Genomic DNA, 21,213 nt, shown 5'->3' on the forward strand with positions numbered 1-21,213 from the left:
GCACGCTAGCGCCCGGATTTACTCGTCCCATTCCGGCGCGAAGCTTGGATTTGCCACCCGCTCGTTGCGATTGAGCTTATCGATGGCATCGATCTCGTCGATGGTGAGTTCGATATCCATCGCCGCCAGGTTTTCCTTCTGGTGGCTGGGCCGTGTGGAAGACGGAATCGCGACAATACCCCGCGATGCCAGCCAGGCAATGGAAATCTGCGCCGGCGTGACGTTGTGGGCGCGGGCGATATCCAGCAAGGTTTCGTCGTCCATGACACGCCCGACGGCCAGTGGCATGTAGCCGGTCACCTTGATGTCCCGTTCCTGTAGATGGCTGACCACCTTGCGGTTGCTGAGGAAGGGATGGACTTCCACCTGGTTGGTCATGATCGGCGTATCGCCAAGGATAACGCGCGCATTGTCCACTTGATCGTTAGTAAAGTTGGAGACGCCGACGAACCGCGTCATGCCTTCGCGCTGGGCGTCGCGCAGGGCACCCAGGTATTCTTCCATAGGCACTTCGTCGTCCGGCGAGGGCCAGTGGATCAGCGTCAGGTCCACGTGGTCCGTCTTCAGCCGCTGCAGGCTATCCCTGAGGCTGTTCATCAAGTCGCTGGCACGGAGATTTTCGAACCAGACCTTGGTGGTCAGGAAAATATCGCGACGAGGAATGCCGCTGGTGGTAATGCCGTCGCCCACCTGAGCTTCATTTTCGTAGATCTGGGCCGTGTCGATGTGTCGATATCCCAGAGACAGGGCACTTCGCACCGCATCCCGGCAAACGTCGCCTTTGAGGCGGTAGGTTCCCATCCCGATGGGTGGCAGGGTATCCAAAACCATTGCAGTTCCCCTCTATGATGGTCGTCGGTTTATCCATGATGGTCGATAGTTATACGCCGGGCCTCTATACCGGACCTGTCGTCTCTACACCGGACTATTAAGTCTCTAAACCGGACGACTAAACAGGACACAGGCGTTCGATCGGCAAACCGGAGTCGAGACACTCGCCAAAGCAGGCTCGCGGAAAAGTAAGGGCTACCCGCATTGCAGCCTGGCATCGTCGATCCGGGGAGACGCCTGAGGAATTCTGGAGGCCTCGGAATAAGCTCTGATAGCGAAAATGATGTCAGGGCTCATTCCGTGACTACTATTACGTTGGGGCGAAACGAAGGGTTCTTCAAGTACTTTTTGCACGGCCCCGGCATTTAAAATGAGGCATGTCATTGTGGCCGGACTCACCGGCGGGATGTCGGATTTGCCTCTGTTCTCGCCTCGTCCGGCTCCCTATGCTGGGGTGAACGACGAAAAGCCACTGGCAATGAGGAGAACGACCATGCTTCAAGCGAAATACGAGAAACGCGGCCCCGTACCCCAAGAGGTGATTGAGGCCGTCGAGGTGGAAACGCCGGACCCGGGTCCTGGCCAGGCGTTAGTCAAGGTCGTCGCCGCACCCATTAACCCCTCCGATGTTCTGACGCTGACCGGCGAGTACGGCATGCTGCCGTCGCTGCCGGCCGTTGGCGGCAACGAGGGGGTAGGCAAGCTTGTGGGGCTGGGTCCCGACACCCAGGGGCCGGAGCCGGGACAGCTGGTGCTGCTGCCTGTTGGTATCGGTACCTGGGCCAGCCACGTTCTGGTGGATGCGCGCAAACTGATCCCCCTGCCGGGCGAGGCGGATGCGAAACAACTGGCGATGATGACGATCAACCCGCCAACCGCATTGCTGATGCTCAATGAGTTCGTCGATCTCCAGGAGGGCGACTGGGTCATCCATAACGCCGCTAACTCCGGTGTTGGCGGGTATCTGGTTCAGCTCGCCAAAATGAAGGGTATCAAGACCGTCAACGTGGTGCGGCGCGAGTCTGCTGTCGAATCGGTCAAGGAGCAGGGCGCCGACGTCGTGCTGGTGGACGGGCCGGACCTGCACAAGCGGGTGCGCGAAGCCGTAGGCGACGGGCAGGTTCGGTTGGCCATCGATGCCGTCGGCGGTGCTGCCACAGACCACATTGCCAACTGTCTGGTCGAAGGCGGCGTGCTGGTGAATTACGGCATGATGAGTGGCGAACCCTGTCAGGTATCGCCGGCTAACATCGTCTTCAAGGGTGTCACGGTAAAAGGGTTCTGGCTGGCCAAGTGGTTTGAGAACGCTACTCAGGAGCAGCAGCGCAATATCTTCGGTCAACTCACCAAGCTGATCGCCACGGGTAAGCTTCAGGCAAAGATTGCCGGCGAGTATGATGTGCTGCAAATCAAGGAGGCGGTGGCCGCTGCGGCAGCCGGCGAACGCGACGGCAAGATTCTGGTCGTGCCGGTTTAGTACGCGCTGCAGACGCCGCCTTACCAGACCTAACAGGGGACATAATGATTACGGGTCAATGTCTGTGCGGCGGCGTCCGCTTCGAATACGGGGGCCGTCTCGGGCCTATCGCGCTGTGTCATTGTAGCCAGTGCCGTCAGGCCCACGGCAGCGCTTTCGGCGCCAGCAGTCCGGTGCAGAATGTGCATTTCAGTTTCACCGCGGGCAGCGACCTGATCCGCGAATTCGAATCCCGGCCCGGCAAGTATCGGGCCTTCTGTTCCAACTGCGGGAGTCCGCTATACAGCCGGGTCGATGCCATACCCGGTATCCTGCGACTGCGGGTCGGCGTGATCGATGGTCCGGTTAACCCGCCGGCTGCGTACCATGTCTTTGTGGGCGCCAAGTCTGACTGGTTCGAGATCACCGATGATCTCCCCCAGTACGAGAAACTCGAGCGCACCAACGATCCGCACTAGTGCACTGGTTGACGATTAAGGAGCTGGAGTGAACCGATCCGTGGTTCGCGTGGACAATCTGCACAAGCAATTCCGCTCAGGCGGCGAGACCGTTGCCGTTTTTCACGGGCTGAACCTGACCCTGGCGCCCGGGGGTTCGCTGGCCCTGATGGGCCGTTCCGGTTCCGGTAAAAGTACGTTGCTGAACCTGCTAAGCGGTCTGGAGACCTGGAGCCGTGGCCGCATCAGTTTGTTCGGCGACGAACTGACCGCAGGGGATAGCCTGCACTGGAGCGAACTGAGGCGCAAGCGGATTGCGACCGTCTTCCAGGAAGCCAATCTGATGCCGGCGATGACCCTGACGGAGAATGTGCAGTTGCGTGCCAGCCTGGCGGGACATGACCGAGTAGACGCCCAAGGTTGGCTCGACCGTCTGGGGGTGGGTGCGTTGGCCAAGCGGTACCCCGATCAGGTTTCCGGGGGCCAGCGTCAGCGTGCCGCGCTCGCCATGGCGTTTGCCATGCAGCCCGCGTTGCTCCTGGCGGACGAACCCACCGGTAGCCTGGACCTGCACACTGCCGACGATGTGGCTGATGTGCTCTTCACCTTTCAGCGTGAACAAGGCTGCCCCATGATCCTTGCCACGCACGATTCCCGTCTCGCCGAACGGTGCGGCCAGATTCATCAATTGGCAGATGCGGCGTGACGCGGGGCCTGCTCCTACGCGCCTTTCTCAGTCACTATCGCCGTCATCCGCTGCAACTGGCCGCCCTGGCTCTGATCATCCTGCTGGCGACGGGCCTTTGGAGCGGCGTCTGGGACCTGACGCGCCAGGCGCGCAGTAGCCTTGAACAGGGCAATCAGGTGCTCTCCGGTTTCAGTGAAATCAGCCGAGCGAACGGCGATCCGGTCACGGTGGACGACTTTGTCCGGCTGCGGCGGGCGGGCCTCTGTGTCATTCCTTGGTTGAATGTAGAGGCCGACGGCGATCGCGGCCAGATCATTGGTATCGATAGCGTGTCCCTCGGTTGCTTTGCCGGGCGTGCCCAGGGCAAGCGCAGCCTTGATCGCTTCCGGGGCGAGCCCTTTGTCGATATTGGCCAGGCTGCCAGCCGGGCACAATCGTCCGGGTCAGACAGCCGTCTGCGCCTGATGGCGCCAACCGACGTGGGCTCGCTGCCGCAGGGTTATCGTACGGCGCCGGCCGAGCGGCGGCTCGATACCGGTGAGTTGGCGGATAGCTTCTTGTTGAACCTGGATGCGTTGTGCGTACTGGTACTGCTGATCACCGGCCTGCTGGTGCGAAGCGTCTATCTGCTCGGCCAATCCCAGCGACGGGCCAGCTTCATGCTGCTACGTCGTTTCGGTGTGCGTCCGTCCCGAATCCGGCGCTTTCTGGTCGTAGAATTGGCGGTCATAACGGTGGTTGCGGCGTTGCCCGGCACACTGTTGGGCCTCATGCTGGCGCAAGGGTTTGCGGTGGGCTTCGAACGAGCCTTGGGCGGTCTTTTCGACGTCACCCTGTTCAGTCAATCCCTGTCCTGGATGAGTATCGTGCCGGTGTTGGTGATGACCCTGCTGGTGCTGCTCTGGTGTCTGGTCTCGCCCGCCGGGTCCCGGCCGCGCCGGGGCAAGTCCTATCTTCTCCCGGGGGCCGCTCTGTTATTGGGGATTGCGACGCTCTGGGTCTATGGCTCAAGTTCGCTGTTGCAGGTCTTCCTGGCGCTGGCTTTGCTCTTTCTCGCAGTGGGCGTTTTGACGCCGGGACTGATCGCGGGCGTTCTCGCTCGTCTGTCACGGTCGCGCCACGCCGGCCAGCCGCTGCAACGATGGTCGTTGCGCGAGCTTTCGGTGATGGTTCGCCGCTTGGGGCTTCCGGTCGTGGCGCTACAGTTCGCTGCCGCGACGGTACTGGCGATACAGGCACTGGTCACGACATTCGAGGCGACCTTTTACGACTGGCTGGATCAGCGCCTGCAGGGGGACATCTATATGGAATGGCCCATCGATGCAAACCTGGAGCGTCTCGCGCCGACACTGCGCTCCCTTGAAGCGGTAGATGCCTGGCATCCGGTCACGCGCGGTGAAGCCACTCTGCAGCAGCCGCAACAATCGCGTGTAGATCTGCTTGCCCTGGAGCCGTCGTCGCCGCTCCTGCAGGACTGGACGTTTCTCGCTGCTGTCGACACACCCTGGCACGCGGTCGCGGACGGCCAGGTTATGATCAACGAGCAGTTGGCACGACGCCATGGCCTGAAGCCGGGCGATGCCCTGGGCGTTACGCTCTCCGGGTCGACGCAACAGCGCGTCATCGCGGCTATCTACGCCGACTACGGCCGTCCCAGTGGCGAGGTGTTAATCGCCGCAAAGCTGCTGCCGCCCAATTTCCGTCCCTCGTTCGTCAGCCTTACGCTCGACCTGAAACCATCGGCGGACATCGGCAAGGTCAGCCGAACCCTGCAAACGGCGGTTCCGGACCTGGCGCTGCACATCAGGAATAATGACTCCGTTCGCGGACTGGCTACCCGGGTATTCCACCAGACGTTCCTGCTGACCCAGGCTATCAGCCTACTAACCCTCGTGCTGGCGGGAATGGCGTTGCTGGTCCTGGGTTGGGTGTTTTTTGCAACCCGGCGCTGGTATTTCCACCTGTTGCGCGTTTGGGGGCTGTCGGCAGGCGAGCTGAGACGACTGGTTGCGCGTCTTTCCGTCGGCCTGACGTTGCTGTCTGCGTTGGCCGCCTTGCCGCTGGGGGTGTTGCTAACCTGGGTGCTGGTGGCGCGGATCAACCCGTTGGCGTTCGGCTGGTCTCTCCCCATGGCGGTTTATCCTCTGTTCTGGATTCAACTTTTAGGGGTGGCCGTGGGTATTGGCCTCATCATCGCGTGGCTTATCCAGCGTCAGCTTGGGGACACGGCGCCCGATCCCGTGACGATGGATCAGTTGGCGGGAGAGGAACGATGAGCCGGCCTATCTGGGTGTTGATCCTCCTGCTGACGACCGTAGGCTGCTCGGACCCCTCGTCCTCGCAGCCGGAGGGCTTCGCCGGCTTGGGCGAATCGCTGGATCAGGGCGCGCAGGCTCAGGACTTTGCTCAGCCGGGGCCCGGCGATGGGATTCAGCTTCCCCGCGACCTGGGACCGCACCCGGCGCATCGAATCGAATGGTGGTACCTCACGGCTAACCTGACCACTGAGCAGGGCACCCCGGTCGGCCTGCAATGGACCCAGTTTCGTCAAGCTCTGGTGCCGAGGTCACCCTCCGATCCCCCGCCTGCCAGCGAGAACTGGCCGCTTGAATCGGTTTGGATGGCTCATGCCGCGCTTTCCGTAGACGGATCGTCGCAGGGCCAACATCTTTTCAGTGAGCGCGTGGCCCGCGGCGATATCGGTCACGCCGGTGCCCGGGCCCAGCCGTTTACTGTATGGCTGGACGATTGGCAATTGACCTCCAAAGGCGATGGCCGGTGGCATCTTCAGGTGGACGGCGGGGATTGGTCCTATGACCTGATCCTGCAAACCCGGCGGCCCCCGGTCCGTCATGGCGAGCATGGTTTCAGTGCCAAGTCCGGCAGTGGCGAGGGCTCTATGTACTTCAGCTATGTGGACCTGGCCATCGCAGGCACGATCACCGTGGGTGGCGAAACGCAGAAGGTGTCCGGCGGTGGCTGGTTCGATCGGGAATGGAGCAGCCAGTTCCTGCGCTCCGACCAGACCGGTTGGGACTGGATGGCCCTGCGATTGGACTCCGGCGCACGGGTGATGGCTTTTCGGCTACGGGAAGCCGGCGGCGCGTTCAGCGCCGGGACCTGGATCAGCCCCAAGCACGAGGTGGTGCCGCTACAGTCCGCTGACTTTGAGCTGGAGGTCGAAGCGCGGCGCAAGACCCCACGCGGCGCGGTGCCTGTGAGTTGGCGTTTGCGCATTCCCTCACGGCAAGTGGATCTGACGATACGGGCAATGCCGGGCAACTTCTGGAACGAAGGCCTCTATCCCTATTGGGAAAGCCCCGTCCGGATCGATGGCTCGCATCGGGGCCGGGGTTATCTTGAGTTAACGGGCTATGATGAGGAAAATCCGTAACGAGTATTAACGAACACTTGTTGCTCCTCGGATTGGTTTAATAAGGCGATGGCATGGAAAAAGCACGCTGAAGAGTATCGAGCACTAGCCGAGGAAACGCCGTGACCCATATTCTGATTGCGCCCGACTCGTTCAAGGAAAGCTTAACCGCCGCCGAGGTGGCGACTGCCATCCGAAGGGGTTTGGCCGAAGCCCTGCCCGACGCTTCTTTTACCGAACTGCCGCTGGCTGACGGCGGCGAGGGCACCCTGGAAGCGCTGGTCATCGCAGCGGGCGGACGCTATGAAACCACCGAGGTCACCGGGCCGGACGGCTCGACCCTCAAGGCGCGTTTCGGTTTGATACATGACGACCGCACCGCGGTCATCGAGATGGCCGAAGCCAGCGGCCTGCAGCGGTTAAGCCAAGCCCGGCGCAACCCGATGAAAACCACCACCCGGGGCACCGGTGAACTGATCCTGGATGCACTTGATAGAGGGGTCGAGCAGATTATCCTCACCCTGGGCGGCAGCGCCACGAATGACGGCGGTCTGGGCATGGCCCAGGCACTTGGCGTCAATGCGCTGGATGCGTCCGGTCAGCCGGTCGCTCCCGGAGGACAAGGACTGCTGGAGCTGGCGTCCCTGAACCTGCATGAGTTGGATACCCGGGTGCCTGCCACCCGCTTTCGCGTGATTTGCGATGTGAATAACCCGCTCACGGGCGCCAATGGCGCAACCTACGTCTTCGGGCCCCAAAAAGGTGCGACCCCGGAGATGCTGGTCCAATTGGATCAGGGAATGGCGCGGTATGGTCTCCTGCTGGAGCAAGTGGTCGGTCGGCGCCTCTCCGATACGCCGGGTGCTGGCGCGGCCGGTGGACTCGGGGCAGCCGCCTGCGGCTTTTTGGGCGGCCGGTTGGAGCCCGGAATCGACGTAGTAATGGATGCGGTAGGCCTGCGCGAGCATTTACGCGGCGCCGATCTGGTAGTTACGGGTGAAGGTCGTATCGATGCCCAGACGGCACGCGGCAAGACGCTGGCCGGTCTTGCCCGTGAAGCCGCTCAGGCCAACGTGCCCGTGATTGCACTGGCCGGCAGCCTGGGCGATGACTACACCGAGGCACTGGCCTGCGGACTGACCGCTATTTTCGGCGTCACGCCCGCACCCATGCCTTTGGCTGAAGCTTTGGAGCAGACCGCCGCCAGCCTGAGACGGACGGCCCGCAACGTCGGTGCGCTCTACGGCGTCCGCCCGCATTGGGGCTAAATCAGGGCGCCGTGATCTTCATAATGTGGCCATCAGGGGCATCGGTCAGCAGCCAGATATTGCCTGCGGGTCCCTGAGTGACGGCCCTGATACGGTGATCCATATCCGTCAGCAGGTCCTCCTCCTCGACCACGTCCTTGGCGTCATTAATGCGCAGACGCACCACTTTCTGGAACTTCAAGGCGCCGACGAACACGTCGCCCTGCCATTGCGGAAAGACCTCACCGGTGTAAAAGGCCATACCGGAAGGTGCGATGGACGGATCCCAGTAGTGCAGGGGCTGGGCCATGCCCGGTGCCTCGGTTCGATCCGTGATAGGCAGGCCGCTGTAGCCGATCCCGTGGGTGATTTCCGGCCAACCGTAGTTGGTGCTGGCCTCGAGAATATTGATTTCGTCGCCGCCTCTGGGACCATGTTCGTGGGTCCAGATTGCGCCAGTTTCGGGGTGACGCGCTATCCCCTGGATATTGCGGTTGCCGTAGGTGAAAAGCGTATCGCTTGCGTCGGGGTCGTCGAGAAAGGGGTTGCCCGGTGCCGGTTCGCCATCGGTAGTAATGCGATGCACGCCGCCTGCGTCGTCACTGATGTCCTGGGCGCGATCCTTTTCGCCTCGATCACCCACCGGTACATACAGATAGCCTTCCCGGTCGAATGCCAGGCGCCCCGCGTAGTGACGCGTCGAATCCGAGCGGGGTAAAGCATCGAAGATGACTTTCACATCGCTCAGCTTGCGGTTCTCGTAGTGGGCCCGGGCCACACGCGTGGTGTACCCCTCTGAGTTCTGGTGGGCATAACTCAGGAACAGCTGGCGGTTATCGCTAAACTCGGGATGCAGAATTATATCCATGAGTCCGCCTTGGCCGCCCACCTTCAGGTCGGGTAAACCCGACACAGGCTGCTCGACGATGTTGCCGTCCCGCAAAATCCGCAACCGGCCTGCCCGTTCTGTGACCAAGGCGTCGCCATTGGGCAGGAACGCCATGGCCCATGGATTTTCCAGGCCGGTCGCAATGGTTTCAACTTTGTAATCATGGTATTGCGAACTAAAGATTTCTGCGTGAGTCGGGCTGCTCAAGGTAAGGCTCGCCAGGATCAGACTGAACAGGCTTATGGGAAAGGATCGGTTGCAATGGCTCTGCGCGCTCTGCATCAGTGGCCTCCTGCGTTGATGGGCGTCGGACGCGGTTTATATCGGGTTTATCGGGTTTATCAAAGTCAAAGTATGGACAACCAGAGTATGGTTAAGAATACGGTTAGATGTACACGCGATACGAAGGTTCAGATGGGTTCCTGAATAAGCTGTCATGAAAGGCATCGGACAAACGCGATCGACTAGCCTATGTGTTTGAAAAAGACACCCTAGCCTGTGCCATACTCACGAGTACACTTTCAGCACAAGGAGAACGAGATGTCAGACCATCACGTCTACAAGAAAGTTGAGGTGGTTGGTTCCTCTCGCACCAGTATCGACGACGCTATCAATAATGCGTTGGCCGAGTGCAGCAAGAGCATCAAGAACGTGGAGTGGTTCGAAGTGACGGAAACCCGGGGCCATGTGGAGAACGGCAAGGTTGGCCATTATCAGGTGGCCCTGAAGGTCGGCTTCCGGATAGAAGGCAGCTGAGCCTAAGGAGCCTCTGAATAACTCCTGGACCGCCTCTGCGTGCTCTGAAGGCTGTAGCTGCAAGGCGTGGCTCGCCGGTAATGGCCTGGGCCGCATTCGGATAGCCCTTACCAAGAGCCGCAACGCGGCAGATGCAGTCTTCAGAGCACGCCCTTCGGGGCTTTCAGAGCCATCCACACTCCGCGTTGCGACTTTTTGAAAGGCAACCAGCCTTCCCGCAAAGTCGCGCCTTGATTGTGGATGGCTCTGAAAGCCAGAGGCGATCCAGGAGTTGTTCAGAGGCTCCCTAAGCAAAGCCGGAGTTTCCCATGTCTCGCTGGAAACTCCGGCACCGCATTGAGTTAACCAACACTCAGTGCGTCTTCCTCCTTCATCGCGCCGGTCTGCACACGCCATTGGGCGGCGTAGCTGCCGTCGAGATCGATCAATTCCGCGTGGGTTCCGCGCTCGCGGACTTCGCCATCCCCAATTACTGCAATCTGATCCGCGTGGACGATAGTCGACAGACGGTGGGCAATCATAATCACCGTGCGGTTGTGACCGATACGGCGCAGGGAACGCTGGATAGCGGCCTCGGTTTCGTTGTCCACGGCGCTAGTGGCTTCGTCCAATACCAGAACGGGCGGATCCTTCAGCAGGGCGCGTGCCAGAGAGAGGCGCTGACGCTGTCCGCCGGAGAGGCGCACGCCGCGCTCGCCAACCGGCGTGTCCAAACCGCTGGGCAGATTCTCGATAAAGGTCCAGGCCTCTGCGGTTTTTGCGGCTTCGATAATTTCCGCGTCCGTCGCATCCGGCCGGCCGTAGGCAATGTTGTCGCGGATCGAACCCTCGAAAAGGTAGACGTCCTGGCTGACCAGGCCGATGGCCCGACGGACGGAATTGAGGCTGACATCCTGGATGGGTTGGCCGTCGATCAGGATGCGGCCGTCCTGCACGTCGTAAAAACGCAGCAACAGCTTGATAAGGGTGGACTTGCCGGAGCCGGTGGCGCCGACCAACGCCAGCGTATGGCCTGCGGTGATGTCCAGGCTGATGCCCCGTACACCGGATTCGCTATTGGCGTAGCGGAACCGCACGTTTTCAAAGGTCACCGCACCTTGCACCGGCTGGGCCAGTGGCTGGGTGGCTTTGTCGCGTACGTGAACCGGCTCGGCGATCAGGTCGAGGATGCGGCGGGTGCTGGCCATGGCGCGCTCGAACAGGTCGATGACTTGCGCCATACCGGTCAATGGCCAGAGCAGGCGCTGGGTCAGGAAGACCAATACACCGTAGGCGCCGACGTTGAGTTCGCCGTTCAGTGCCATCATGCCGCCCACCGTAAACGTAGCCAGAAAGCCGACCAGGACCGCCATACGGATGAGTGGGATAAAGGCTGAGCTGATGCGGATGGCATGCCGGTTCGCTTCGACGTAGGCATCGCTGGATTGACGCAGGCGTTCGGCTTCGCGTTTCTCGGAGGTAAAGCTCTTGATGGTTGCAATGCCGCCCAAGTTATTAGCCAGGCGGGTAGACAGATCCCCGACTTTCTCCCGCACGTCGGCGTACAGCGGGCCCGCCTTGCGCTGGAAATAGAAGGCGCCCCAGATAATGACCGGTATCGGGGTAAACGCCAGTACGGCAACTGTGGGTGAAATGACAAAAAACACGGCGCCGACCGCAAGTATGGTGACCACCACCTGAACCATGGCGTTGGCGCCCCCATCGAGAAAGCGCTCAAGCTGGTTGACGTCATCGTTCATGGTCGCCACCAGTTGGCCGGAACTGCGGGACTCGAAAAAGTCCATATCGAGCCTTTGCGCATGCTCGTAAGCATCCTGGCGCAGATCGGCCTGCAGCCGTTGAGCCAGGTTGCGCCAGAGCACCTGAAACAGATATTCGAACAGCGACTCACCGGCCCAGATAACAAAGGTCAGTACGCCGAGCACGATGATCTGCTCTTTTGCGGAGGTAAAACCGAGAGCGGCGACAAAGCTCTCTTCCTTGTTCACCACCACGTCGATGGCGACACCGATCAGGATTTCCGGCGCGATATCGAATAGCTTGTTGATCACCGAACAGGTCGTCGCGGCAATGATTTGGCGCCGGTAGCCTCGGGCGTAGCGAAGCAGGCGCCCTAGGGCCTGAAAACTGCTGGTGTTGCTGGACATGGATAGTCTCCGACTGGGGCGCCCTGGCCGCAGACAAGAAAGGGTTGGGGCAGGGCCTGGAAAGGCGCACAGACTAGCGGAAATTGGCGTGGCTTAAAAGAAATCACTCTCAGGCGCATGTAGGTTTGTGGTAGCTGTGAGGACTTGTGGATGACCTAACGCATATGCTTTTGTAACCACCGATCCAACTGATCGGCAAACGCCTTGCGGTCGGTTTGGGAAAAACTGGACGGTCCGCCGGTAACTTGTCCGGCATTGCGCAGCTCTTCCATGAAGTTGCGCATGGCCAAACGCTGGCGGATGTTATCCGGCGTGAAGGGCTGGCCGCGAGGGCTCAGGGCAGCGGCGCCTTTCTCGATGGCTTCGGCGGCCAGGGGGATATCCTGGGTAACGACCAGGTCGCCACCACTGAGCTGGTCGACGATTTCGCGGTCGGCGACGTCGAATCCCTGTGCCACCTGCCGGCTGCGAATATACGGTGATGGCGGCACGGGTACGCTCTGGTTGGCGACAAACGTAACGTCCACTTTCCAGCGGTTGGCGGCACGGCACAGGATGTCGCGGATGGGGACCGGGCAGGCATCGGCATCGACCCAGATAGGCATAGTCGGCTCTCCTCGATGAATGCCGCTGAGGATACCCCGATTCGTCCTGAAGGGCATCGTTCGAAGTGAGCAAAATAGGGGGTTTCAGCGTAACGTTAGGTATTGAAAGTGTCTGCCTGGAGGGACGTAAACGATGTTATGCCGCTTGCGCTTTGTGTTGCTGGCTCTCGCCTTGCTGTCCGGTGTGCTTCCTCTCCAATCGGCCGCCGCCAGCGATGCTGCGGCATGGCAGGCTCTGCGTGATGGCGAAGCCGTGCTGATCCTGCGTCACGCCCTGGCGCCGGGAGTAGGCGACCCGGATAACTTCGACGTCAGCGATTGTCGCACCCAGCGCAACCTGAACGTTGCAGGGCGCCAGCAGGCTCGGGATTGGGGCGCATTCCTCGAGCGTCACGGCATTCATGAGGCGCAGATTTTCTCCAGCGCCTGGTGTCGCTGCAAGGACACGGCGGAGCTGATGAACGTCGGCGAGGTGGCGATCATGAGTTCGTTGAATTCCTTTTTTGGCGGACAGGGGGATCGCGCGGCTCAAACCCGGCAAACGGTGAAGAGTGTCAATGAACTGCCATCCGGTCAGCCCATTGTCCTGGTTTCGCATCAGGTGAATATTTCCGCGCTGACCGACGCGTTTACCCGCTCCGGTGAGGGCGTGATCCTCGCCCTGCCACTCGACGAGGATAACGAGGTGCTTGCGCGGGTTATGCCCGCAAGTAGGCCGTAATATTGCGGTTAGGGCGTATTGAAGGGCGCCGGTTCGATATGGAGACTGGTGCCTTCAGCTTATTCCGTCTTTAAATCATCGAAAGCGTCTGTCCTGTCAGGACGGGCAGGGAGAGTCATGATTTCCGAACAACCGGTTGCACCCGCACAGTGTTCCGTCTGCCAGGATGCTGCCTTGCGCCTGCTTGAGGTTGTCAGCGACGTGCCGTACTGGCGTTGCGGTCGCTGTGAAGCCACGCTCATGGCGCCAGAGCACTGGCTGGACAAAGACGCGGAAAAGCAGATCTACGACCTGCACGACAACAACCCGGACGATGCCGGTTACCAGCGCTTCCTGACGAAGATTGCGGACCCGATTCTCCAGCGGGCGCCGGATGAAGCCCATGGCCTGGATTTCGGCTGCGGCCCGGGCCCGGCTTTGGCTAGGATGCTGGCGGCCAAGGGTATGGAAGTCTCTCTTTACGATCCTTTCTATGCGCCCAATCCGGAAACCCTGGCGCGGCGCTACGATTTCATCACCTGCACCGAAGTGATCGAGCATCTGCACGAACCGCAAAAGGTATTCCAGCAGCTCGATGAACTCCTCAAGCCCGGCGGCTGGCTGGGTGTGATGACCTGTTTCCAGACCGACGATGCCCGGTTCGCCAAGTGGCATTACCGACGCGATCCGACTCACGTGGTGTTCTATCGAGAAACCACACTCCAATGGCTCGCCCGCGCAATGGGCTGGGAGCTGGAGATTCCGGCGAAAGATGTGGCGTTGTTCCACAAGTCTGCCTGAATCGAAACGGCGTCAGACCAGCTTCGGCACCTTCTTCATGCCCCGGCGGATGGCTTGCTCGAGGCCCAAGCTGATGACCCGGCCACTGAAGGGAATCAGGTCGTCGAAGCGAATGGTGTAGTTGACTACCGTCCGACCGTTTAACTCATCAAAGCGCAAACGGCCCAGATGATTGCGGATGGGACTCATGCTGGTCACGGTGTACTCGATCAGCGCATCCGGCTCGAAGGCGATGACGGTCTCCTCCAAGCTGATGGGGCCAATACCCACCTTGCGCACGGAACCGACGCCGTTCGGATCCGCCTGATCGCTGTCCTTGATGCGCTTGATGGGCGCGCCGAGAATATCCGCCAATCGGTTGTGATCGGCAAACAGCTCGAACACGTGTTCCCGGGGCAGGTCGTATTGTTCCTGGATTTCGATGGTGTAGCTGGCCATGGTGTTTTCCGTTGTTATTGTTGAAAGGCCAGACTAAACAGTTTTCTATGGGAACAAAAGTAGCCGCGCTGCCGGAGCGGCAATCTGGCCCGTTAATGCCTTCGTGTATGCCGGTAATCCCTCGGCGATATCCCCATCACTTTTTTGAACAGCCGCGAAAAGTAGTAGCTATCCTCGTAGCCCAGGCTGTCGCTAATGCCCCGGAAAGACAGGTCTGAGTTATCCAGTAACTGACAAGCCCGTTCCACCTTGAGATGCAGGAAATGCTGGATCGGCGCAACACCCGTGATCGAGCGGTAGCGGGTGGCAAAATGGGCCGGAGAGAGGCCGGCCAACTCGGCCAGGTGTTCCAGGGTCACGCGCTCGTCCAGGTGTTCGTTCATGAAACCGTGAATACTGTCCAAGTCCAGCGGTTGGCGGTGGGCCAGCGGTTCGGCGCACAGGGTGACGGCGGACAAGAGCTGGCGCAGGCGGTTGGCGGCATGAATCAGGCCGGCCGGGCGGAAGCCGGTTTCGCGAACGGATAGTAGCCCATTGAAGTCCACCAATAACCGCGGCTGTTGGCCCACGTGCCGCACCAGGGTTTGCTCGGAAAATCCCATGTGTTCGCAGAAGGCCGGTGCCAGATTGCCGCTGAAATGCACCCAGTGCAGGCTCCAGGGTTTTTCGTTATCGGCTGAGTAACGATGGCTCGCGCCTTTGGGCAGCAAGAGCAAATCGCCCGCGTGGATGCGGTGGCCCTCGCCCTCGACGTTCAAGTGGGCGATGCCGTCCGTGCAGTAGATCAGCAGATGGTCGTCGTGATGTTGGCGATGCATATGGTGCCGGTAGGCCTGGCGGTAGTGACCGAAGGCGAGGGGATAGAGGTCCCGGGTCAGGGGATGGCCTGCCAGCAGGGCGATCATTCGCGATGGGATGAGATAGCGGATGCTGTCCGGGGGCAGCGGCCACTGTGAGGTGCGGGTCATTGTCGTTGCCGGTCTGATTGGGGTTCTGGGCATTAATCGAAAGATAGTCCATTACGGACGAAATTTAGTCAATCATCCCGGCTGAAATGCTGTGCTAGGATCATTTGAAATTACCCGTTTAACTGCACCCGCAGCTTAATCGGCGATGCCTTGCCTACAAGAACAACTGGGGAACGATCATGAAAAAAGTGCCACTCTTTATCGAAGGCGAATTCTGTCAGAGCGCTACCAACGACTGGATCGACGTTACCAATCCCGCCACCAACGAAGTTATCGCCCAGGTGCCCTGCGCCACCGAAGACGAGATGCAGCGTGCCATTGCCAACGCCGGTGAAGCCTTCAAAAGCTGGAAGGAAACGCCGGTGTCCGAACGGGCTCGCCTGATGATGCGCTACCAAGCGCTACTCAAGGAACATCATGACGAGATTGCCGAAATCCTCTCCCAGGAAACCGGCAAGACGTTCGAGGACGCCAAGGGCGACGTCTGGCGTGGCATCGAAGTGGTCGAGCACGCAGCTAACATCCCGTCCCTGATGATGGGCGAGACGGTCGAGAACGTGGCCCGCGGGATTGATACCTATTCCTATACCCAGCCGCTGGGCGTCTGCGCCGGCATTACCCCGTTCAACTTCCCGGCGATGATTCCGCTGTGGATGTTCCCGATGGCGATTGCGGCGGGCAACACCTTTATTCTCAAACCGTCCGAGCAGGACCCCCTGACGCCGACCCGCCTGGCTGAGCTGTTTGAACAAGCGGGCGCACCTAAGGGTCTGCTACAGGTGGTCCATGGCGCCAAGCCGCAGGTGGACAAGCTGCTGACCGATCCGGCGATCAAGGCCGTTTCCTTTGTCGGCTCCGTTCCGGTCGGCCGCTACATTTACGAAACGGGCACGAAAAACATGAAGCGCGTCCAGAGCTTTGCCGGCGCCAAGAACCACATGGTCATCATGCCCGATGCCGACAAGCAGCAGGTGATCAGTAATTTGGTGGGCGCATCTGTGGGCGCCGCCGGTCAGCGCTGCATGGCCATTTCGGTCGCGGTCTTTGTGGGCGAGGCCCAGGAGTGGGTTCCGGAACTGAAAGAAGCTATGGCGAAGGTTCGTCCCGGTGCCTGGAACGATTCAAACGCCGGCTACGGTCCGGTGATCAGCGGCAAGGCGAAGGAACGCATCGAGCAGTTGATCGGCCAGGGCGAACAGGAGGGCGCACGCCTGTTGCTGGATGGCCGAGGCTGCACGGTGGACGACCTGCCGGATGGCAACTGGGTCGGCCCCACGCTGTTTGCGGGGGTGAAGCCGGAAATGAGCGTCTACAAGGAAGAGATTTTCGGCCCGGTACTGAGCTGCATGGAAGTCGACTCCCTGGACGAAGCTATTGAGCTGGTTAACCAGAGTCCTTACGGCAACGGCACATCCCTCTTTACCAGTTCCGGCGGCGCCGCCCGTCGCTTCCAGCATGAGATCGACGTGGGTCAGGTGGGGATCAATATTCCCATTCCGGTGCCCCTGCCGTTCTTCTCCTTCACCGGTTGGAAGGGCTCGTTCTACGGCGACCAGCACGCCTACGGCAAGCAGGCTGTGAAGTTCTATACCGAAACCAAGACCATTACCTCGCGCTGGTTCTCCAGTGAGGCGGTTTCCGGACCCAACTTCTCCATCCAGATGCGGTAAGGGTGGCCGGTATGGATTTCGCGCTGAACGAAGACCAACTGGCTTATCGCGACGCGGCAAAGGCCTTCGCCGAGAAGGCCATGGCGCCGCAGGCGTCTGCCTGGGATATCGACCATACCTTCCCGGTTGACGTGATCCGCGAGGCCGGCGAGCTCGGCTTCTGCGGCATCTACACGCCGGAAGCCTGCGGCGGCCTGGGACTGTCCCGGCTGGATACGTCGATTGTCGTCGAGGAACTGGCGGCGGCGTGCCCGTCCACCGCGGCCTACATCACCATTCACAACATGGCCACCTGGATGGTGGCCAGTTTCGGTACGGACGCGGTCAAGGATGCCATCGCCCCGCGCATGGCCAGTGGCGAGTATCTGGGCTCCTACTGCCTGACCGAACCGGGCGCCGGGTCGGATGCCGCCAACCTCCAGACCAAGGCTGTTCGGGAAGGTGACGGCTATCGGCTGACCGGTTCCAAGGTATTCATCTCCGGCGCCGGCGCCACGCAGATGTTGGTGGTCATGGCCCGCACCGGCGCGCCGGACAGTGGTGCCAAGGGCATTTCCGCCTTTGTGGTGCCGGCGGATGCCGAGGGCATTCATTACGGCAAGTCCGAAGAGAAGATGGGCTGGCACAGCCAGCCGACCCGCCAGGTCAGTTTCGACAACGTGCTCGTGCCGCTGGAAAACCGGCTGGGCGAAGAGGGCGAAGGCTTTCGCATCGCTATGAAAGGACTGGATGGTGGCCGGCTCAATATCGCCACCTGTTCGCTGGGTGGCGCCCAGGCTGCGTTAATTCGCTCCCGGGACTACCTGCACGAGCGTAGCCAATTCGGTCAGCCTTTGGCCGATTTTCAGGCGCTCCAGTTCAAGCTGGCGGATATGGCCACCGATTTAGTCGCGTCGCGGCAGATGGTGAGGTTGGCCGCCTGGAAGCTGGATCACGCTGATCCCGAAGCCCGGCTGCACTGCGCCATGGCCAAGCGTTTCGCCACCGATGCGTGTTTCGAGATCTGCAACCAGGCGCTGCAACTGCACGGCGGCTACGGCTATATCCGCGAGTACCCGCTGGAGCGTTACGTTCGAGACCTGCGGGTGCATCAGATTCTCGAAGGCACGAACGAAATCATGCGCATGATCATCGCGCGCCGGGTGCTGGAAGACGGCGTCGCGGAAGCGATTCGTTAAGGAGAACAAAAAGATGAGTGACCTGATCCAAGTCGAAAATCGCGGCCATGTGGCGATCCTGACCATTGCCAACCCGCCCGCCAATACCTGGACCGAACAGTCCCTGGGCCAACTGACGGAAATCATCGAATCCCTCAATGCTGATCGCAACATCTTTGCGTTGGTGATCACCGGCCAGGGTGAGAAATTCTTTTCCGCCGGCGCCGATCTGAAGACCTTCGCCGAAGGCGACGAAGGCCGTGCGAATCGCATGGCCCAGGCCTTCGGTCAGGCCTTCGAAACCCTGAGCCGTTTCCGCGGCGTGTCCATTGCGGCGGTGAATGGGTACGCCATGGGCGGTGGCCTGGAGTGTGCGATGGCCTGCGATATTCGCATCGCCGAGGAACATGCGCAGATGGCGTTGCCGGAAGCCGGTGTGGGTCTATTGCCCTGCGCTGGCGGCACGCAGAACCTGCCCTGGCTGGTGGGCGAAGGCTGGGCCAAACGGATGATTCTCTGCGGCGAGCGGATTAAGGCGGATAAGGCGTTGGCAATCGGCCTGGTAGAAGAAATCGTGCCCAGCAGCCAGGCTTTGGACAAGGCGCTGGAGCTAGCGGAAATGGCTTGCAAGCAGAGCCCTTCGTCCGTCGCTCGTTCCAAAACGCTGGTGATGAGTGCCCGCGACGGCCGCTCCCATGCCGACGGCTGGCGCATGGAGCGCGAGTTGTTTGTCGAGCTGTTCTCGACCGAAGACCAGGCCGAAGGCGTCAATGCGTTTCTGGAAAAGCGCAAGCCGGAATGGAAAAATCGGTAGAGAACGGAAAACCGGTAAAGGGTGGAAAAAAACCGGTAGAAAGTCAAAGAATCGATAACCCGGATACGAGGATCACATGCCTGAACAACCGATTATCTTTGAGCAGAAGGAGGCGACCGGCGGCCAGCGTATCGGCATCGCTCGCCTCAACCAGCCCAAGTCGCTGAATTCGCTCTCGTTGCCGATGATCCGCGACCTGGAGCGACAGCTCGATGTCTGGGCCAAAGATGACGCTATCGCTGCCGTCTGGCTGGAAGGCGCAGGCGAAAAGGCTTTCTGCGCGGGCGGCGATATCGTCGCGCTCTATCGTTCGATGACCGAGGGCCGTTCCGGGCCAGACGAGGGTGTGGATTTCTTTACCGAGGAGTATGCCCTCGACTATCAGATCCACACCTATCCTAAACCCATTGTGGCCTGGGGCAATGGGTTCGTAATGGGTGGCGGCGTGGGGCTGCTGGCCGGCGCCTCGTACCGGGTGGTCACCGAAAAATCACGGGTGGCGATGCCGGAAGTGACGATAGGCCTCTATCCCGATGTAGGCGCAAGCTGGTTCCTGAACCATATGCCGGGCCACGTCGGTCTATTTATCGGTTTGACGGGGGTACACCTCAATGCCGCTGATGCCTGCTATCTGGGTATGGCGGATCGCATGATCGGTAACGATCACCGGGACGCCGTGCTAGACGGCTTGCTGGCCTCCGAGGAGCTTGCCGCTGATCCGCATGCCGCGGTGAATCAGGTTTTGCGCACCTTCGAGCGTGAGTCGGGCAGCGTGATGCCGCAGTCGGCCGTTCGCGCGCGCCGCGATGCGATCCAGCACATGATGGACGCTGACGACTTGGCGTCCCAGGTGGAGCGTATTACTGCTTACGAGGGCGATGACGAATGGTTCCAGCGTGCGGCGCAAACCGCAAAGGCCGGGTCGCCAACTACCATGGCGATTCTTGAGCGTCAGCTCCGGGAGACCCGTCTCGATGGCTTGAAGGCCGTTTTCGATAAGGAATTAAACCTGTCGATCCGCTGCCTGCAGAAAGGCGAGTTTGCCGAAGGTATTCGCGCGCTATTGATCGACAAGGACAAGAATCCGCGCTGGCGTTATCCGTCGCTGCGGGCAATGGACCCGGATTGGGTGGAGAGCTTTTTCGAGCCGGCCTGAACCGGCAGTCCATCCTCCAAAACAAGAACAAGGAGCAATCACTATGGCCAACATTACCTTCATCGGCCTGGGCAACATGGGCGGCCCCATGGCCCTCAATCTGCTCAAGGCCGGTCATACCGTTACCGTCTTCGATCTGTCCGAAGAGGCCATGACGACCCTGAAAGATGCCGGTGCCAACACCGCGCCAAGCATTCATGACGCCGCGAAGGACGCCGAGTGCCTCATCACCATGCTGCCCGCCGGCGAGCACGTAGAGGCGGTGTACCTGGGCGACGACGGCCTACTCAATACCCTGTCGTCATCCACTTTGGTTATCGATTCCTCGACCATCGCTCCGGAGACCGCGCGCGTCGTGGCCGAGAAAGCGGTTAAACAGGATATTGCCTTCCTCGATGCCCCGGTGTCCGGCGGGGTCGGCGGCGCTAAGGCGGGCACGCTCACCTTTATTTGCGGCGGCGAACAAGCGGCTTTCGAGCGCGCCAAGCCGATCCTCGAAGGCATGGGCAAGAATATCTTCCATGCGGGTCCCCATGGTGCCGGACAGGTGGCGAAGCTCTGCAATAACATGCTGCTGGCCATCCTGATGAACGGTACCTGCGAGGCGCTGGCCTTGGGCGCCAAGAATGGCCTGGACCCCGCCGTGCTCTCTGAAATCATGCGCCAGAGTTCCGGCGGAAACTGGGCGCTGAATGTCTACAACCCTTGGCCCGGCGTGATGGACGGGGTGCCGGCATCGAACGATTATCAGGGTGGCTTCCTGGTCGATCTGATGAGCAAAGACTTGGGATTGGCCTTCGACAATGCCGTAAAGAACAAGGCCCCCATCCCCATGGGCTCGCTGGCGCGCAATCTTTATTCGCTGCACGGACAGCAAGGGAACGGGCGTCTGGATTTCTCCAGTATCCAGCGTTTTTACCGGGGCGAGTAAACTATTCTGGCGTGTTCGGCTGTTTCTGGGCCCGTTCGAAAGGCATCGGGCAGGCCCGGTTATACCCCTCTGTTAAGGCGTTATCTTGAGGTTCTATAAGTTCTTGCCTTTCAAAATCTTGCATTAAC

At 60.5% G+C, this 21,213-nt stretch carries 20 protein-coding genes; 14 read left to right on the top strand and 6 right to left on the bottom strand.

From position 1 onward, the window contains the following. Positions 1-18: 18 nt before the first annotated feature. Positions 19-831, bottom strand: a complete 813-nt coding sequence (gene dkgB / locus FXO11_RS05655) for a 2,5-didehydrogluconate reductase DkgB (RefSeq protein WP_148862023.1) — start codon at positions 829-831, stop codon at positions 19-21. Between the two features lie 493 nt (positions 832-1,324). On the opposite strand from dkgB, the gene FXO11_RS05660 reads away from it, so the two are divergent. The 6 genes from FXO11_RS05660 to FXO11_RS05685 all read left to right on the top strand — a co-directional run bounded on the left by FXO11_RS05660 (position 1,325) and on the right by FXO11_RS05685 (position 8,074). Further along, entirely contained in the window at positions 1,325-2,308 is a 984-nt protein-coding gene (locus tag FXO11_RS05660; RefSeq protein ID WP_148862025.1) for a zinc-dependent alcohol dehydrogenase family protein, read from the top strand. 44 nt (positions 2,309-2,352) lie between these two features. After that, positions 2,353-2,766: a GFA family protein gene (locus FXO11_RS05665; RefSeq protein WP_148862027.1), complete on the top strand. Its 414-nt coding sequence runs from the start codon at positions 2,353-2,355 to the stop codon at positions 2,764-2,766. A gap of 28 nt (positions 2,767-2,794) precedes the next feature. Continuing rightward, the gene (locus FXO11_RS05670) at positions 2,795-3,451 is read left to right on the top strand and encodes an ABC transporter ATP-binding protein (protein WP_148862029.1); all 657 of its coding nucleotides are present in this window, start codon (positions 2,795-2,797) and stop codon (positions 3,449-3,451) included. After that, positions 3,448-5,709, top strand: a complete 2,262-nt coding sequence (locus FXO11_RS05675; protein ID WP_227546047.1) for an ABC transporter permease — start codon at positions 3,448-3,450, stop codon at positions 5,707-5,709. Before FXO11_RS05670 ends, FXO11_RS05675 begins: the two co-directional genes overlap by 4 nt. Beyond that, positions 5,706-6,827, top strand: coding sequence for a lipocalin-like domain-containing protein (locus tag FXO11_RS05680; RefSeq protein ID WP_148862031.1), 1,122 nt, complete (start codon positions 5,706-5,708; stop codon positions 6,825-6,827). Before FXO11_RS05675 ends, FXO11_RS05680 begins: the two co-directional genes overlap by 4 nt. Positions 6,828-6,928: 101 nt before the next feature. Continuing rightward, complete coding sequence (locus FXO11_RS05685) at positions 6,929-8,074, top strand: glycerate kinase (RefSeq protein WP_148862033.1); 1,146 nt, start codon at positions 6,929-6,931, stop codon at positions 8,072-8,074. Between the two features lies 1 nt (position 8,075). Here FXO11_RS05685 and FXO11_RS05690 read toward each other — a convergent pair whose 3' ends face one another. After that, on the bottom strand, positions 8,076-9,224 hold the full coding sequence (locus tag FXO11_RS05690) for a PQQ-dependent sugar dehydrogenase (RefSeq protein ID WP_148862035.1): 1,149 nt from the start codon (positions 9,222-9,224) through the stop codon (positions 8,076-8,078). 258 nt (positions 9,225-9,482) lie between these two features. Here FXO11_RS05690 and FXO11_RS05695 point away from each other — a divergent pair, with 258 nt between their 5' ends. Beyond that, positions 9,483-9,698, top strand: a complete 216-nt coding sequence (locus FXO11_RS05695; RefSeq protein WP_148862037.1) for a dodecin — start codon at positions 9,483-9,485, stop codon at positions 9,696-9,698. A gap of 341 nt (positions 9,699-10,039) precedes the next feature. Here the strand turns inward: FXO11_RS05695 and FXO11_RS05700 are convergent, their stop codons facing one another. Next, entirely contained in the window at positions 10,040-11,845 is a 1,806-nt protein-coding gene (locus tag FXO11_RS05700; protein WP_148862039.1) for an ABC transporter ATP-binding protein, read from the bottom strand. 155 nt (positions 11,846-12,000) lie between these two features. Further along, positions 12,001-12,450, bottom strand: a complete 450-nt coding sequence (locus FXO11_RS05705; protein ID WP_148862041.1) for a YaiI/YqxD family protein — start codon at positions 12,448-12,450, stop codon at positions 12,001-12,003. Between the two features lie 133 nt (positions 12,451-12,583). On the opposite strand from FXO11_RS05705, the gene FXO11_RS05710 reads away from it, so the two are divergent. Together FXO11_RS05710 and FXO11_RS05715 are read left to right on the top strand one after the other, a co-directional pair. Beyond that, a complete protein-coding gene (locus FXO11_RS05710) occupies positions 12,584-13,171 on the top strand; it encodes a histidine phosphatase family protein (protein ID WP_227546048.1) in 588 nt (195 codons plus the stop codon). Positions 13,172-13,288: 117 nt separating this feature from the next. Further along, a complete protein-coding gene (locus FXO11_RS05715; RefSeq protein WP_148862043.1) occupies positions 13,289-13,951 on the top strand; it encodes a class I SAM-dependent methyltransferase in 663 nt (220 codons plus the stop codon). Between the two features lie 12 nt (positions 13,952-13,963). On the opposite strand, the gene FXO11_RS05720 is transcribed toward FXO11_RS05715, so the two are convergent. Both FXO11_RS05720 and FXO11_RS05725 read right to left on the bottom strand, forming a co-directional pair. After that, the gene (locus tag FXO11_RS05720) at positions 13,964-14,389 is read right to left on the bottom strand and encodes an SRPBCC family protein (RefSeq protein WP_148862046.1); all 426 of its coding nucleotides are present in this window, start codon (positions 14,387-14,389) and stop codon (positions 13,964-13,966) included. 92 nt (positions 14,390-14,481) lie between these two features. Continuing rightward, on the bottom strand, positions 14,482-15,357 hold the full coding sequence (locus FXO11_RS05725) for an AraC family transcriptional regulator (RefSeq protein WP_148862048.1): 876 nt from the start codon (positions 15,355-15,357) through the stop codon (positions 14,482-14,484). A gap of 179 nt (positions 15,358-15,536) precedes the next feature. On the opposite strand from FXO11_RS05725, the gene FXO11_RS05730 reads away from it, so the two are divergent. From FXO11_RS05730 to mmsB, 5 genes are all read left to right on the top strand, one after another. Further along, entirely contained in the window at positions 15,537-17,027 is a 1,491-nt protein-coding gene (locus FXO11_RS05730) for a CoA-acylating methylmalonate-semialdehyde dehydrogenase (protein ID WP_148862050.1), read from the top strand. An 11-nt stretch (positions 17,028-17,038) separates the two neighbouring features. Then, positions 17,039-18,205 carry an acyl-CoA dehydrogenase family protein gene (locus tag FXO11_RS05735; protein WP_148862052.1) on the top strand — a complete coding sequence of 389 codons (1,167 nt, stop codon included), beginning with the start codon at positions 17,039-17,041 and terminating at the stop codon, positions 18,203-18,205. A 13-nt stretch (positions 18,206-18,218) separates the two neighbouring features. Then, positions 18,219-18,998 carry an enoyl-CoA hydratase gene (locus tag FXO11_RS05740; RefSeq protein WP_148862054.1) on the top strand — a complete coding sequence of 260 codons (780 nt, stop codon included), beginning with the start codon at positions 18,219-18,221 and terminating at the stop codon, positions 18,996-18,998. A 76-nt stretch (positions 18,999-19,074) separates the two neighbouring features. Beyond that, positions 19,075-20,154, top strand: a complete 1,080-nt coding sequence (locus FXO11_RS05745; protein WP_148862056.1) for an enoyl-CoA hydratase/isomerase family protein — start codon at positions 19,075-19,077, stop codon at positions 20,152-20,154. A 43-nt stretch (positions 20,155-20,197) separates the two neighbouring features. Next, a complete protein-coding gene (gene mmsB / locus FXO11_RS05750) occupies positions 20,198-21,085 on the top strand; it encodes a 3-hydroxyisobutyrate dehydrogenase (RefSeq protein WP_148862058.1) in 888 nt (295 codons plus the stop codon). Positions 21,086-21,213 lie beyond the last annotated feature (128 nt).

It is taken from the genome of Marinobacter fonticola, assembly GCF_008122265.1.
In the GTDB taxonomy this organism is placed as follows: domain Bacteria; phylum Pseudomonadota; class Gammaproteobacteria; order Pseudomonadales; family Oleiphilaceae; genus Marinobacter_A; species Marinobacter_A fonticola.

Bases quoted from the DNA above. Each gene is read 5' to 3' on its own strand.
- dkgB (WP_148862023.1), bottom strand. From the start codon at position 831: ATGGTTTTGGATACCCTGCCACCCATCGGGATGGGAACCTACCGCCTC.
- FXO11_RS05660 (WP_148862025.1), top strand. From the start codon at position 1,325: ATGCTTCAAGCGAAATACGAGAAACGCGGCCCCGTACCCCAAGAGGTG.
- FXO11_RS05665 (WP_148862027.1), top strand. From the start codon at position 2,353: ATGATTACGGGTCAATGTCTGTGCGGCGGCGTCCGCTTCGAATACGGG.
- FXO11_RS05680 (WP_148862031.1), top strand. From the start codon at position 5,706: ATGAGCCGGCCTATCTGGGTGTTGATCCTCCTGCTGACGACCGTAGGC.
- FXO11_RS05690 (WP_148862035.1), bottom strand. From the start codon at position 9,224: ATGCAGAGCGCGCAGAGCCATTGCAACCGATCCTTTCCCATAAGCCTG.
- FXO11_RS05695 (WP_148862037.1), top strand. From the start codon at position 9,483: ATGTCAGACCATCACGTCTACAAGAAAGTTGAGGTGGTTGGTTCCTCT.
- FXO11_RS05700 (WP_148862039.1), bottom strand. From the start codon at position 11,845: ATGTCCAGCAACACCAGCAGTTTTCAGGCCCTAGGGCGCCTGCTTCGC.
- FXO11_RS05705 (WP_148862041.1), bottom strand. From the start codon at position 12,450: ATGCCTATCTGGGTCGATGCCGATGCCTGCCCGGTCCCCATCCGCGAC.
- FXO11_RS05710 (WP_227546048.1), top strand. From the start codon at position 12,584: ATGTTATGCCGCTTGCGCTTTGTGTTGCTGGCTCTCGCCTTGCTGTCC.
- FXO11_RS05715 (WP_148862043.1), top strand. From the start codon at position 13,289: ATGATTTCCGAACAACCGGTTGCACCCGCACAGTGTTCCGTCTGCCAG.
- FXO11_RS05720 (WP_148862046.1), bottom strand. From the start codon at position 14,389: ATGGCCAGCTACACCATCGAAATCCAGGAACAATACGACCTGCCCCGG.
- FXO11_RS05725 (WP_148862048.1), bottom strand. From the start codon at position 15,357: ATGACCCGCACCTCACAGTGGCCGCTGCCCCCGGACAGCATCCGCTAT.
- FXO11_RS05730 (WP_148862050.1), top strand. From the start codon at position 15,537: ATGAAAAAAGTGCCACTCTTTATCGAAGGCGAATTCTGTCAGAGCGCT.
- FXO11_RS05735 (WP_148862052.1), top strand. From the start codon at position 17,039: ATGGATTTCGCGCTGAACGAAGACCAACTGGCTTATCGCGACGCGGCA.
- FXO11_RS05740 (WP_148862054.1), top strand. From the start codon at position 18,219: ATGAGTGACCTGATCCAAGTCGAAAATCGCGGCCATGTGGCGATCCTG.
- FXO11_RS05745 (WP_148862056.1), top strand. From the start codon at position 19,075: ATGCCTGAACAACCGATTATCTTTGAGCAGAAGGAGGCGACCGGCGGC.
- mmsB (WP_148862058.1), top strand. From the start codon at position 20,198: ATGGCCAACATTACCTTCATCGGCCTGGGCAACATGGGCGGCCCCATG.